Annotated in this window: 10 protein-coding genes and 1 pseudogene; 2 read left to right on the forward strand and 9 right to left on the reverse strand. The window is 57.4% G+C overall.

Annotation, left to right across the window (positions count from 1 at the left end; all coding sequences use genetic code 11):
• Positions 1 to 132 precede the first annotated feature (132 nt).
• Positions 133 to 546: a hypothetical protein gene (locus tag BLV67_RS10565; RefSeq protein ID WP_065930814.1), complete on the reverse strand. Its 414-nt coding sequence runs from the start codon at positions 544 to 546 to the stop codon at positions 133 to 135.
• Positions 547 to 618: 72 nt separating this feature from the next.
• Positions 619 to 1,527, reverse strand: coding sequence for an alpha/beta hydrolase family protein (locus tag BLV67_RS10570; RefSeq protein ID WP_065930813.1), 909 nt, complete (start codon positions 1,525 to 1,527; stop codon positions 619 to 621).
• Between the two features lie 169 nt (positions 1,528 to 1,696).
• Here BLV67_RS10570 and BLV67_RS10575 point away from each other — a divergent pair, with 169 nt between their 5' ends.
• Together BLV67_RS10575 and BLV67_RS10580 are read left to right on the forward strand one after the other, a co-directional pair.
• Entirely contained in the window at positions 1,697 to 2,662 is a 966-nt protein-coding gene (locus tag BLV67_RS10575) for an arsenic resistance protein (RefSeq protein WP_065930926.1), read from the forward strand.
• Between the two features lie 88 nt (positions 2,663 to 2,750).
• Positions 2,751 to 4,358, forward strand: a complete 1,608-nt coding sequence (locus tag BLV67_RS10580; protein WP_069786755.1) for an ArnT family glycosyltransferase — start codon at positions 2,751 to 2,753, stop codon at positions 4,356 to 4,358.
• An 8-nt stretch (positions 4,359 to 4,366) separates the two neighbouring features.
• On the opposite strand, the gene BLV67_RS10585 is transcribed toward BLV67_RS10580, so the two are convergent.
• The 7 genes and pseudogenes from BLV67_RS10585 to BLV67_RS10620 all read right to left on the reverse strand — a co-directional run bounded on the left by BLV67_RS10585 (position 4,367) and on the right by BLV67_RS10620 (position 13,252).
• On the reverse strand, positions 4,367 to 5,041 hold the full coding sequence (locus BLV67_RS10585; RefSeq protein WP_069786756.1) for a hypothetical protein: 675 nt from the start codon (positions 5,039 to 5,041) through the stop codon (positions 4,367 to 4,369).
• A 277-nt stretch (positions 5,042 to 5,318) separates the two neighbouring features.
• Positions 5,319 to 8,897: an NACHT domain-containing protein gene (locus BLV67_RS10590; protein ID WP_244160714.1), complete on the reverse strand. Its 3,579-nt coding sequence runs from the start codon at positions 8,895 to 8,897 to the stop codon at positions 5,319 to 5,321.
• Positions 8,898 to 9,908: 1,011 nt separating this feature from the next.
• The gene (locus BLV67_RS10600; protein ID WP_069786758.1) at positions 9,909 to 10,385 is read right to left on the reverse strand and encodes a Rha family transcriptional regulator; all 477 of its coding nucleotides are present in this window, start codon (positions 10,383 to 10,385) and stop codon (positions 9,909 to 9,911) included.
• Positions 10,382 to 10,687, reverse strand: a complete 306-nt coding sequence (locus tag BLV67_RS10605) for a helix-turn-helix domain-containing protein (protein ID WP_069786759.1) — start codon at positions 10,685 to 10,687, stop codon at positions 10,382 to 10,384. The genes BLV67_RS10600 and BLV67_RS10605 overlap by 4 nt, the downstream gene beginning before the upstream one ends.
• Positions 10,688 to 10,939 carry a helix-turn-helix transcriptional regulator gene (locus tag BLV67_RS10610; RefSeq protein WP_083269344.1) on the reverse strand — a complete coding sequence of 84 codons (252 nt, stop codon included), beginning with the start codon at positions 10,937 to 10,939 and terminating at the stop codon, positions 10,688 to 10,690. It lies immediately after the preceding gene.
• A 114-nt stretch (positions 10,940 to 11,053) separates the two neighbouring features.
• A complete protein-coding gene (locus tag BLV67_RS10615; RefSeq protein WP_069786760.1) occupies positions 11,054 to 12,049 on the reverse strand; it encodes a hypothetical protein in 996 nt (331 codons plus the stop codon).
• Between the two features lie 105 nt (positions 12,050 to 12,154).
• Positions 12,155 to 13,252, reverse strand: a pseudogene (locus tag BLV67_RS10620) (tyrosine-type recombinase/integrase).
• Positions 13,253 to 13,335 lie beyond the last annotated feature (83 nt).

Consider the following 13,335-nt stretch of genomic DNA (forward strand, 5'->3'; position numbering starts at 1 on the left):
GCGGTGCCATATGCGCCGCAGTTCAAAAAGTGTGGGAGCGGGCTTGCTCGCGAAAGCGGTGTGTCAGTCGCCAGATGTGTTGGCTGATTCACCGCATTCGCGAGCAAGCCCGCTCCCACATTGTGTTGTGTGTCAGTCCTTGGAGTTGACCAGCGCCTGGGATGCCGCCACGTAATCGGCCTGGAACTGCGGGGATTCAATCCACGCCAGCGCCGCGGCTTCATCCTCGGTATCCGTGGCCCACTGGCGATACTCGATCAGCGCCGCCAGGATAAAATCTGTCGCGTCTTCCTCGCCTTCCTGCTCCAGCACCACGGCCAGCAGTGGGTGCGTCAGGAATGCCGCACACAACGCCTGCTGGCTGATTTCGCCGGCGGCGCGCATCTCGACGAACAACTCGGTCAAATCCACCGACTCAAGGTCAATGCGGCTGTCGTCGCCAGCAAACGCATCCGGCTTGGTCGCGACGGCGCGCTGGGTGCGGTTTTGCTTGGCCTTGGCCTTGGCCCGGTGGGCACGTTTTTGCTGCTTGTTCGGCGAGGCCATGGGCTCAACGTCCTTGGGTACTTAATCGGTGTGGGGTATTGAAGCGCAGGTTGGGGGAAATCCCAAGGGAATCTAGACGCGCTGACCGGGTGTGCTTGGCGCCAGCTCGCCTTTTTGCAGCCATTGCAGCGCAATCGGCCACAACCGGTCCTGATATTCACTGCGAAAAAAAGCGAAATGCCCGACGGCTTTTTCGCCGATATCCTCGGGCGCGATTCGCAGGTGAGTGCGCGCGCAGTTTTCAAAATAGCCCAGCAGTCGCTCAATAGCCGCCACAGTCCCAAAAGGGTCGTCGGTGATGCTAATGGCCAGCAATTGCGCCTTCACTCGAGAAAAAGGCAGCACACCCAGGCCGCGCCCGCTGGGGCGCGTTTCATAGTGCGGCGTCGGCAGGCTCCAGTCGCGCACCACGCCTGCCGGCGTGTCCTCCAGCCAGCCCATGCGTTTGCCGGGGAAATACCCGTACAGGGCCGTCACCAGCGGCATCACCACATGCCATTTGGCAAACATGCGCCAGCGTCCTTTCGCCGCGTAATCGCGCCAGTACGCAAACTGGGCGCCGACCGTCACGATGCGCCGAATCACCGCGCCGCAAGCACCGAGCCCCGCCGCGCACCCACCGAAACTGTGGCCGACCACATCAATCGGCTGCCCCGGAAACTCCCGCTGTGCGCGCTGCAGCATCGCCTCGAAATCCAGCACGCCCCAATCTGACCACGACGCCTTGAAGCCTCGTAACGCGCCGCTGCGGGATTCGCCGATGCCACGGTAGTCGTAGGTGATCACGTCGAAGCCGTTGGCAAACAGGTAGTCGGCGAAGCGTGAATAGTGACGGCAGCGCACCGAGGTGGCGGCGTTGATGATGACGACTGGGCGTTCGAGGTCGGTGCGCGGGTGGCGCCAGGTGAAGCCGCCGATAGGGTAGCCGTCGGCAGCGGGCTCGCAGAATGTTTGTGGGGCAGGGCGGGTGGGCAGGTTCATGGGTCGGCTCGATACTTGCGCTTTTGGGGTGGGCTTGGGGCCGCGCGCTTTTATAAGAAGCCGAAACTAACAAATTTGGCGCGTGATGGGCGCAGGATATGTCGCGATGCTCGACCTCGGCGCTCCCGGTGCTTAGGCTTGCGATCAAATGATCAGCCAGAGTCAGCCCATGACCCGCGACACCCTCGAACACAACCAAATCCCGATCTACTTCGTCGCCGTGCTCCTGGCGGCCGCATTTGGCGTGTTCGCCCCCTTGTCAGCCCAAGGCCTCGGTGTGTTGGTCACGCCCGCCATTGCAGTGCTGATGTACGCCATGTTCCTGCAAATTCCGTTTCTGGACTTGCGCCAGGGCTTGGGCAATAAACGCTTCATCGGCGCATTGCTGCTGGCCAATTTCATTCTGGTGCCCTTGCTGGTGTGGGCATTGACCCGAGGCCTGGTGGAGCGCCCGGCGTTGCTGGTGGGCGCGTTGCTGGTGTTGCTCACACCGTGTATCGACTACGTGGTGGTGTTCACCCATATCGGCAAGGGTGACTCGCGGCTGATGCTGGCGGCGACGCCGGTGCTGTTGTTGCTGCAACTGGTGCTGCTGCCGGTGTACCTGAGTTTTATGCTGGGCGCGCAATCCGCCGTGGTAGTGGCGGTGGGGCCGTTTGTCGAGGCGTTCCTGTTGCTGATTGTGCTGCCGATGATCCTGGCGGTGTTGACCACCTCCCTGGCACGGCGCTCAAGCACTATCAATCTTTGGAACAACGCCTGGGCCTGGCTGCCGGTGCCGGCGATGGCGCTGGTGCTGCTTGTGGTGATCGGCTCGCAGATCACTTCGGTGGTGCGCGATATCGCGTTGTTGCTGCCGGTGATTCCGGTGTACCTCGGCTTCCTGTTGCTGGCGCCGCTGATGGGCGCGCTGGCTGCGCGGCTGTTTGCGTTGCCTGCGGTAACCGCGCGGGCGGTGACCTTCAGTGCTTCGACGCGCAACTCGTTGGTGGTGCTGCCACTGGCGTTGGCGCTGCCTGAAGATGTGCGCGGTCTGGCCGCCACGGCGGTGATTCTGCAAACCCTGCTTGAACTGGTGGGCGAGCTACTCTACATCCGGCTGATTCCCGCGCTGGTGTGGCGCGCCGGTCGATAGGTACATAAATACTCGGATTTGTTCAGGCGTTATTCAGCGGCGCAATCGGCACCATGGAGTCGGCGTTCCCCACCTGAAAGGACATTCGATGGACCACCGCAGCCGTTATCGCCTGGAGTCGCTGGGCCTGTTTCTGATCGCTTTATTGCTGTTCACCTTGGGCATTTGGGGCGAGCAACCCCAAGGCTTTGACGGGCGCTGGGCGTTGTTCATGCAGGAAATGTTTCGCCATGGCGCGAGTCTTTTCCCTACCACCTACGGCCAGCCGTACCCGGACTACCCCGGCACTGCGACCTTTTTCAGCTTTGTGTTTGCCCGCCTGTTCGGTGCGCCGAACCACCTGGCCAACGTACTGCCGACGGCCCTCGCTGCGGCGGGCATGATCGCCCTGGTCTATCGCCTGCTGGCGCCGTTCAGTCGGCCCTGGGCATTGCTGACGGTGCTGCTCACGCTGCTCACCACCCAACTGCTCGATAAATCGCGCTCGGTCTGCCTGGACCTGATGGTCGCGCTGTTATGCGTAGGCAGCTTCTACCTGCTGCACACGGGCGAGCGTCTCGGCTCATGGCTTCGACAGTTGGCGGTATTCCCGCTGTTTGTGCTGGCCTTCGCGATTCGTGGGCCTTTGGGGCTTATCGAAGTCTGCGGCGTGGTCTGCGTTTACTGGGCGCTGGGCCGGCCGGGTGAGCGGGTCAAGCAGGTGCTGATCCACGGTTTTGTCGGGCTGGTGTTGCTGGGGGCCTGTTGGTGGGCATTGATGAAGCTGGCGCGGGTCAGCGGTGGCGATGCCTTTGCCGACGATGTGTTCAGGATGCAAGTCAGTGGGCGCCTCGATGAGTCCGGCGAGCCTTTCTACTTCTACTTCAAGTTGAGTTTGTACCGCTACTTCCCGGTGGTGCCGTTGGCCTTGGCGGCGATGATCGCGCTGCGGCATCGCTGGTCCGAGCGCTGGGGCAACGAAGACGTGCAAATGGTGGTGCGCTTGGCGGCCTGTGGCCTGATGATTTTGCTCGGGCTGTCGGTGCCGCACTTCAAGCGTGCTTACTACATTCTGCCGATGGTGCCGATGTTTGCCGCTGTCGCCGCCTATGGGCTGCTCCAGGCGCAAAACTGGTTCGTCGGTGTGCGCCGCTGCTACGAATGGCTTGTCGTGGCGCTACCCGCGTTGTGCGTGGTGGTGTTGTTTATCTGCCGGCACACCTGGCAGAAGCACGGTTACTGGCCCGACGTGTCGCTGCCGCCGTTGATCGGCGTGTGGGTGGTGCTGCAAGTGGCGGCGCTGATTGCCTGGCGTCGCCCGTTGCGCCTGGTATGGCTGAGTGTGATCGCCTTGGCGGCGCAATGGGTGCTGCTGGTGGTGGTGATCGACCCGGCCAAGGACCTGCAATATGACACCCGCAAGTTTGTCAGCCAGGTAGAGGCACTGCGCGCGTCGCAGCCGGGGCCATTGGTGTTTGTCGACCTTGGCCGCGACACCTGGGCAATCCGCTACATGATGAACCTGACGCACGATGAGCAGCCGCTGTTCGTCGCCGGTAACGAACCCGAGAAGCTCGCCACCTTGCCGCGCCCATCCTGGGTGCTGGTGCCGCGCAGAGAAGCAGCGCTGCTCAAGGGCACGCCGATGGAGCAGCAGGCACCAGACTTCGAAGGGCGGCTTAACGACAACCCGCTGATGGTGTTTCTACTGAAGTAGGCAGGCGCCTACTTGCACTGGTAGCCCTCGGGCATCGTCACGGTGTAGTTGCGCTGCACGCGGTCCTGGAAGTTGAGGTTCTGCAGGCCCTGTTCGACCAGGAAGGCTTCGATCTTGGCGGCCTGGCAATCTTCGTTGTAGGACATCACCCGCAACACGTACACCGCGCGTCGGCTTGCTTCGTCACGCGCGGTGGCGGTGAAGGTGGTGAGCGTGGTGTAGCCGGTGCGCTCCGAGGTGCCCACCGGGCCGTAGGTGGTGGTCGGCTTGCTGGTGCAGGTCAACTGGTCGGCTTTCTTTTTGTTCTTCTTGCACTCGGTGGTGGTGCTGGTGGGCACCTGGCCGTAATCGGTGGCGGTGTAGCGGTAAGTGACCTGCTTGCTGTCGACATCCAGGATGATGGTCATTTTGATCGGCCCATGGTTCTTGGGCAGGCTGGCATCGGTGTACACCTCGCGAAAGCCCTGGTCCTTCATGGCGCTGACCATGTCCCGCAGGTAGTAGCGGGCATTGAGCGTGTTTTGCGCACTGCCGCCCACGGACGTGGTCACCAGCACCAGCGCCTGTCGATCAAAGTGATAGTCCGGATCGGGTGTTGCGTTGATCGAGACATCCATTTGTGTGGCGCAGCCACTGAGCAACGCCGTCAGCAGCAACAGCGCGCAGAACAAGTACCGGTTCATCCAATAACTACCTTGCAACAGAAAATTCAGTAACAGCTAAACGATCGAGCAGCGGGATAAATAAGCCTCGGGTGTGGATCGGGCGGGGCGTTGGCTCGCGGCCACTAAATCGCAGGCAATAAAAAACCCCAAGGAATCATCTTCGCTTGGGGTTTTTCGGTATTAGTGGTGCCCAGAGACGGAATCGAACCGCCGACACGTTGCATCATCCACCAAGCCCAACATTTAAAGGAGATTGATGCCCCCTTTCGTCGGCTGAGTGTACCAGTATTATGTACTAGGCGGAGCGACTTTCAAGCCCCGGTGGTACTTGGCTCAATTTTTTGAGTACGTGGCTAGCTGCTTCTCGAATGTCCATATCATCATCAGACAGCAGCCGCATGCTCTCAGCTTGTATCAGTTCAACGGGAAGATATGCCGCGTTGAGAATTGGTAATGCGGCATATCGCACGCTTGCAATGTCGCTCAGAAGCAGTCGCATAACCTCGAGTGCTTCTGTATTTGAAAACAGCCCCTCCGTGATCACTGCTCTCAACAGTATTGGATCCAGCGCATTGAGCTCGGTTTCCTGAATTAGTAGCTTTCGTAATGGTGGTGACTCCGTGGCAGCCCTCAAGATAGGCTCTCTGGCCGCAGATCGAACATCAGAGCGGTCGTCCTTCGCCAAAATAATCAAGAACTCATGATCATCCGCGAACCACGTCGTAAGAATGCTGGCGAGTTTATCTCGAGGGCTATCAGGGATGACGCCGCCCTTCTTAGGGTACGGATCTTCCTTAGTCATCCACAGGGTGAAGTAGTCTCGCAGCTCTGTTGCAAGATCGGTGGTATACGGCAGCTTTGCTGCCAGCTCGGCTGCTGCGTTAGCGACATGCGCCAGATTGCACTCGAGGCCTCGTCTCGCGGCATTTAAGTGGCGTACATCAAATGGCGGCTCTAGGTGCTGATATAAATGGCGACATCCGGACGTGATTTCTCCCGTGCAAAGTCTCTTTAGAAGCATCGACTCTCCAGCTTTCTCTGGGAGCGAATGCGTAAGCACTGCAGCAAAGCGCAACGAAACGCCACGCCCATTTGTAACTAGCCGCTCAATCGCTTCAAGGAATTCAGGGCGGTCACGCAACTCGTACAGCAGTAGAGTGGCATTCAAGGGGAAGAATTCACCACCTCCAAGTATGACCTGCTCCAGTTCACGGACCCTTTCAACACCAATCAGAGCAGTTTCGAACTGCGGAGCTACGTCAACGCGAGGTAAATCAAATAGTCCTGTAAGTTCGTTGCAATCTGCATTAAGAATCCGCCCACGGCAGGCCCTTACCTGCAATATCAACCTTCTTAGATCCAAATCGGCAGCTTTAGCAACAGCGTGCATCACCATCCGCCTCAGCTGCAGCGCATCGTTTTCAGAGCATAAGTTCATAGCCTCTGCAGCGGGAGTCTCCCAAAATCTGCTCGCCGTGAGCAAGCCTCCCAACTCCCAGTATTGCGCTAGATCCTCGGCCACCGTTCCTTCGACGTACAGGGATGGATCATCGAGGACATCAAGAAAGTAACAGTCCCTCCGGATCCATTCTTCGCGATTCGGAGCAAGCCAATCTTTGTGTTTTGGCCATAAATTTTGTAACTCTAGAGGAGTATCGAACCCTATCTCTTCAAAGAGCGAGCTTAGTTTTCCGATCGTACTGACACTCAGCGAGCCCGTCTGTTGAGAAAACATGCCCCTCAATGTATCGAGCCCATCCGCATCCGGCCCTTTTTGTAGTATTCGTTTAGTCGCACTCAAAATAAGCTGTTGGCGCACTAGATTGCCATTTGCCCCTAGCCTAAGCCCCCCCCGATAGGACTGCCTTGGCATTAGGTCGCTCAGGTTTCGAAGGATAGCGACCAGCTCTGGAACTGGAAGGTCCTGTTCTTGGCTCACGCTAAGACATGCCCAGGCGACTAGCTTGCTCCAATTGTCTGTGTCCTCACGACGCTCAATCGCGCCGAGCCGCGCTACTTGCCAGTGCGCCTTCGCCATAATGCAAAGGGCTTCGCCCGCTGCAAATCGAGCTCTTGAGGCGTCGTCACCGACGATTTTCCAGCAACATGCCGCAAACCCATTTAACGTGTTGCCTGTGATCGTTACTCCCGATTGAACAACCAATTCCATAGCGTCATCCAGTCCGTGCCCTGCCTCCGGGTCGCCGTCCAGCGCGAGCTCAGTCCATACTTCCAAAATCAACGATGCCAATCCAAGATGACTTGCGAAGGAAAGCGCTTCTTTCCATTCGGTTGTCTGAATTGCACGCGCAACGAGCGTGCGCTGGCTTTCCTCGCTACTTTGAGAGATATACCGTGCCGCTGCGAACTCTCCAAATGTCTTGTGAACAAAGGTAATCGCCTCTTGAGTCAGGGTGCGCACTCGTTCCAAAACGCCCAGACACTCCCAATAGTGGCAACATTCACCGACCCTGGTTTTGCTGGCTAACAAAGTTGTGCCCATCTCCTCAGTCCACCATTTGGCACATCGCTTCAATGTATGGTCTGCGGGTTCGTTTCCGTAGGCCATTAGGGACCATCCTAATAGTTCAAGAAACCTTCTTCGTTCAGGCTCACTTGGGAGATGATCACCCATTCGGGGCGGCGGATGATCCTCAATCAGTTGGAAGAGCTGGCGATACAGGGCAGCTTTTCCACTCCCGGGATCAATACCCTTTGCAGACAACGCAGCTATCAGCGTGAGCATGAGCGGGCTGCGGGATGCAGCTCCTTGGATGCTTCTAGTCCGTAGTTGCTGCTTCGCCAGCGTGATTGCCTTCTCCCGTAATAGCTCGGTTGCAAATGGGATCGCCCGAAGGACTCGCGAGAGCGCCTGCTCTGCCTCTGTATCCTTCAGTGGCTGAAGTTCATAATGCCTCCAGTCCGAGATTTCGCCTGCTCTGTAACCGATCGGGCGGCTTGCGATCACAATCCGAGAGGTCGGATGGGCAATGGAGAAGGCATGCAATGCTGCGGTCACAAGCGGCTGCTGACTCCCGCACTCATCCAGCCCATCGCAAAGAATCACGGCGCCGTCTAAAGACGTCGACGATGCCCTAACTCCAGAGCCGCTCAAAGCTATGTTGACAAGGCTGTCTTCAAACCGGCGGCCCTCCCGCGTGACGAGTGCGACCACTTGTGGTAACCGCACAAGGAGAGTTAAAAATCCGTCCCTTGCGTACTCAAGCGCGAGCTTCTTCAGCAGTGTTGATTTGCCGATACCTGGACCACCCAGGACTACGCACTTGTTGACGAAGCGTCCGATCGTGTGCGAATCGAAGGACTGCTCAGACGAGTGCCTGTAAGAGTATTCGTGGTAGTGCTTGAGAGCCTTGTCCAAATCCTCATGCGCCGTCGGTCCACCCTTCAACAAATGGGCATCGAGAGAAAGCCAACACTCGTCGAACGAAACTCGACTATTCACCCCAAGTATGCTGATCTCCGCGTATGTCTTCTGGAGCCATTCTCTAACGCCTGCTTGGAGTTGTACGCGAGTCTCGATTTCACTCGTCTTCAGTGGAACGCCAGCGAGCGAAAGCTCTCGATATATCTGATCCGGTGTTGCCTTCCCCCGCACCCTGATAAGTTGCCGGCTGTATTCGACGAGCACCTTCCACGCCGCTTGGGGGTCTCGGGCGACGCGACCTAGTCGTTCGCTTGCGTTGGCTTCAGACTCTCGGTTGCTACTCACCGCACTCACAACCACGATGCGGAGGCGGCTGCAAATATGGTTGGTATCAAGTAATTTGGTGGTTAGCCGCGCAAAAAAATCGGAACCAATCCCTCGCAGCCCGTCAGATCGGCCTGTCCCCAAGCGAATGATGTCTTCTGACAAGGCTTCCCTAATCGTTCCGCTGCTATTGGGGCAGACCGCCAAAATGCCAGCATCTATGATCCCTGCGGAGATACCTTCAGCAAGCGACAGAAGAGCATCCCAAAGGTCATCGCCGCGGTGCAACCCACGCTTAGCCTGCAGCTCGACTCGCTCCCCACCCATTGTGAGGAACCGAATGTCGTCACCAGGTCCTCCAGTCTCAGCGTCTAGCTCCGAAGGCGTGTCGTGCAATATACCCTCGAGCCATCCTAAAGGCCGCTCGGCCACCAGGTGGGCCATGACGATCGCGCTCACTCGCCCTTGGAAATCTATTCCCCTCTCCCCGGCGCTACCTCCGACCGTACTCTTTGGGTTCTTGACACTTGGCATTCCCTTTTCCTTCTTTAAGCAATGGTAGGCGCCAACGCCATTGGCTGGGCGGTGAAAATGCGCTAGGTGATCAGATACTAGATTGCATGCTCAATTAGAATTGCTTGAAACATTGGTAGCAGTTGGAACAGTGCTCGACTTGGAGCAGTTTAAGCACTACGCAAGCTAGCGTAACAGTCTCACTCGCGGACCTAATTTTGATTCGGATACGCGAGAGGGCACTGAGCGAAAAGGAGTACGAATCTCCCCCGCGGCGCCCTCTGACACATTTATCAAACTCTTGATGAGGAGCGGGAGTTCATCTCTCGACGGGCTACAGACGCTCCCGCGGCACTCAAGGCCCGAGCAGATTCTGGTGATGCGCAGGCCCAGACCAAGGTGAAGCGTCGCTCACAGAGGCGTGCAGCGGCTCACGCTGTAGGCAATTCCGCCGCTGTACAGGGGGCGAAGGCCAAGGCGGATGGGTACGCCAGTACGATGGCGAATAACATCAAGGCCGCAATGTTCGATCAGTGCGCCTTTTGCTGATCGGGTTACCAAGCCCGGTCGCTGAATTTGCAGCGACGGACAGGCCATACCGATGAGCACGATTGCTTGCAACAAAACTTATCGACCGTTTATCGCTGATCATGAGCGTAGCTGTCATGGACGGAAGTCCTCCAAACCGAGGGGCAGCTTCAGTTGTTCCCTCAGATGGGCGACGTGCGCGTACACACCCGGCTTGTCATAGCGCCAGTGAGCCAGCCGGCGACCACTGTTGCTGGCTTCCTTCTTCCGGGCCTCCAATGTGTGGCAGGCGTGCCCAAACCGTGCTTCGCGGAAAGCCATGATTAGGCTCGCTTTCAGCGCCACAACGCGGTCGGTATTGCGGGTCAGAGACAGCAGGAAGAACGCTTGATCCTCATTGAGCAGGGCGTACTTGAGGTGCTTAGTACCGCGCTGCCCTGGCGCTTTCACTGCCTCCGTTTGAAACGCGAACAATCCGAACTCTTTGAATTTGTCGGTGTAGCGCTCGATCAGCGCGAGGGCGTTTTTGTGCTGATTGCCCAACTGCTCAGCGAGCTGCCGGCTGTCCACGCGGGGTTCGTCACCTACGCGGGTAAGCGGGATGATATTCATGCAGCCACCCTCGCAACTGGTTCAGCGATCAGTGTGTAAACGGCAACTCCGCGGTGGATGCGCCCCCACTCATCCGTCATCGTGATGCGGTTGGTGATGATCTTGTAGCCGGCATTGCGCAAGTCGCAGATACGGGCACCAGGACGGCAGATGTTTAGTTCGCGCATGATGGTGGACGTGTCAGCAGACCCCTTACGAAGGCGCGGAACAAGCCGTACTGGTTGGGCGTGGTTACTGGTATCGTAGAGGTGCGTTTTTTCTGGGCTGGCCTTATTGGGTTGGCCTTTTTTTTGGACGGTCATCTAAGCCTCCTCCGCTCGCAGAGCAATAAGAGATTCGCACCAATTGATAACCTCGGACTCAATCCGCACGGCCGACTTCGGCCCCAGCATTACCTGCTTAGGGAAGCGTCCAGCTGCAATACGACGATAGATCTCTGATGTGGAGAGAGTGGTCAGGGCTTTGACCTCGCTCAGATTGATGAAGCGTCGAGGCTGCTCCCTCGCTTGGGCGGGCTGTTCTGTTTTGCGAATAGGTTTGGCTTGAGTTGCCATCGTCTGCGCCTCCTAGGGCGTTGTTGGTAATCGACGATGCCAATGCTAGAAGGGGCTTTATCCACAGAAAATTAGGTGGATATTTTTAATCTGGTTATAAGTTTTATGCCTAGATTAATTTTTTGATTTTGGAGGGCGACCAGGCAGGCTTGCTCCGTCGGGAATCCCGGTCATTTGCTTCAGCCACCTCACGACAGTCGATGTAAGCTCAGGCATCACACCTGCATGCTCAGGCTCGTTGGCAATCATGTGAATCTTTATGAAGTCTGCCATATCGCCGATACGATAGTCCTTGAAGTCTGGAGACGCCCACAGCCGCGCTGCCATTTCATGCACCGCCACAATCGCACGCGCTTTAGCCGGTTGACGGCGCGGCCCCTTGGTTTGTTCGTTCGAAATCTCTAACTTTTCCTGCAGCTTTTGGATTTCTAATCTTTGGGACTGGATGGTTCGCTCTTTCGCAGAAAGCTCCATCATGCTTAGCCGATCTCTGGATTCCAAAACAGTTACTTCGGCATTTTTGGCGAGAGCGATAGTTTCAGCTTTTTCAGCCCGAGCTAATGCTATTTCCAACTCGATGGTGAGCTTGCTGGCTGACTCGTTTGCCTTTCTCTGATCATTTTGATGCTTGAGCCATTTGCGAAGTTTCTTATAGCCGTCTGCGCTCATCGGCGCAGGTTGGTCAACCCAACTAGCAGCCCGCCACGAATTGACCGCTTGGACGACCGAGAGTGTTTGGTTGGCTGCTGGCTCTCGTAGGGCAGAATTTATGGTCGCTGACTCCGACGCGGCTTCGAGCTGGCTAGATATCCAACTCCTCTCCACAAGAACTCGGCTAGATTCGATTACGCCGTTTTCAGTATGAAGCAGCACCGGAACGTGTTTGCCAGTTGCCGCCATGAGGTATTCGCCAATGTCCTGATATGTGAGGGCAATATCAGGGTTTGGCTTACCGTTCTCGATTACGCAAATAGTGACCTGGTTGAATTGAGATCCGGTGTCTAAAACCCCTAGCACCAGGCGCGCAAACCCCTCCAGCAGCGCTGGGCGCCCTGCTTTGATGGAAACGCAGGCTGCTTCAAGCGATATATATTCCTTGGGTGAAAGCATTCCGCGCCTCTGTCATCCCGTGCCACTAGTGGATAAAATCACAGTGCCAGAATCTTAACAGCAAATTCCAACCAGTCCTAAGCAAACCCGCCCTATGTCGGAACACTAAGCTTTGAGCTTAATACTCACGACATTGGCCCCTGCGCATAGCGCATCTATCGAGTCGGCTCATGACTGCATCATTTCCCTGCGCTGCTCTACATAGGCTGCATGGTTGTAGGTGCCTCGTATTTCGTCGGAATCACCATGGGCAAGCTGGCGCTCTATCCAATCTTTGTTGTGCCCACGGCCATTTAGCTCGGTGCTGAGCAAGTGGCGGTACCAGTGGCCGGTCTGACGTCCTTCATAGCCCATGAGGCGAAGCGCTTTGTTGACGGTGTTCTCACTCATAGGGCGCTGAGGGTTGGCGCCAGCAAAAACTAGCTCATATGGCCCGGTGACCTCTTGAAGCTGGCGCAAGATCGCAACAGCCTGGCGGGGCAGGGGGACGATGTGAGGACGGCGGGCTTTCATGCGTTCTGCTGGAATTGTCCAAGTGACGTGCCCCAGATCGAACTCTGCCCAACGGGCTTGGCAAAGTTCGCCTGGGCGAACGGCCGTGAGCGCCAGCAAGCGGCTGGCGTACCGGGTCAGCGAGTGGAGATTCGCCGCTTCGCACTTTGCCAGCAGCTCTGGGAGTTCAGCAAAGGTGACGTGCGGATGATGGCTGGCAGCCTTCGCAGGCGCTGCTACCACAGTCAGATCCGTAGCTGGATTGGCGTCTACGACCCCCTTGACCAGCCCGTACCTAGCCATTGACGGATCTTGCCAGCGGCATTGAGCGTGCCTCTTGCCTCACCTTACGCACCAGCTCTACCAGATCGGGCCGGGTGATCGCTTTTACAGGGCGAGAACCAATACCTGGAATCAAATCATTCTCCAGGTACAACTTGGCCTTGTAGGTTGTGCTTTCTGCTCGCCGGGGTCGGTGCCTTCAATCAGTAGCTGGCGTGCCCCATCGCGAAGCTGACGAGCCTTCAGTAGGGTGACTGCTGGGTATACGCCGAGCGCCAGCATCTTCGCGCTGCCATTGAAGCGGTAACGATAGCGCCACAGCGTGGAGCCGGTCGGGGTCACTTCTAGGCACAGGCCATTGGCGTCGGTCAGCCGGTACAGCTTGTCCTTCGGCTTGGCGGTACGGATGGTGGTATCTGAGAGTGTCACGCAGCCTCCTTGCAGGCCGCACCCGGCGGACGTATTGCCGTCCTAGTGTGAGTAGGTTTCTAGACCGAATTGGATCTACTCAC

The organism is Pseudomonas salomonii (assembly GCF_900107155.1).
Classification (GTDB): Bacteria; Pseudomonadota; Gammaproteobacteria; order Pseudomonadales; family Pseudomonadaceae; genus Aquipseudomonas; species Aquipseudomonas salomonii.

Excerpts from the sequence above, each read along its gene's own strand:
- BLV67_RS10605 (WP_069786759.1), bottom strand. The coding sequence starts at position 10,687 with ATGACCGTCCAAAAAAAAGGCCAACCCAATAAGGCCAGCCCAGAAAAA.
- BLV67_RS10600 (WP_069786758.1), bottom strand. The coding sequence starts at position 10,385 with ATGAATATCATCCCGCTTACCCGCGTAGGTGACGAACCCCGCGTGGAC.
- BLV67_RS10615 (WP_069786760.1), bottom strand. The coding sequence starts at position 12,049 with ATGCTTTCACCCAAGGAATATATATCGCTTGAAGCAGCCTGCGTTTCC.
- BLV67_RS10580 (WP_069786755.1), top strand. The coding sequence starts at position 2,751 with ATGGACCACCGCAGCCGTTATCGCCTGGAGTCGCTGGGCCTGTTTCTG.
- BLV67_RS10570 (WP_065930813.1), bottom strand. The coding sequence starts at position 1,527 with ATGAACCTGCCCACCCGCCCTGCCCCACAAACATTCTGCGAGCCCGCT.
- BLV67_RS10565 (WP_065930814.1), bottom strand. The coding sequence starts at position 546 with ATGGCCTCGCCGAACAAGCAGCAAAAACGTGCCCACCGGGCCAAGGCC.
- BLV67_RS10585 (WP_069786756.1), bottom strand. The coding sequence starts at position 5,041 with ATGAACCGGTACTTGTTCTGCGCGCTGTTGCTGCTGACGGCGTTGCTC.
- BLV67_RS10610 (WP_083269344.1), bottom strand. The coding sequence starts at position 10,939 with ATGGCAACTCAAGCCAAACCTATTCGCAAAACAGAACAGCCCGCCCAA.
- BLV67_RS10575 (WP_065930926.1), top strand. The coding sequence starts at position 1,697 with ATGACCCGCGACACCCTCGAACACAACCAAATCCCGATCTACTTCGTC.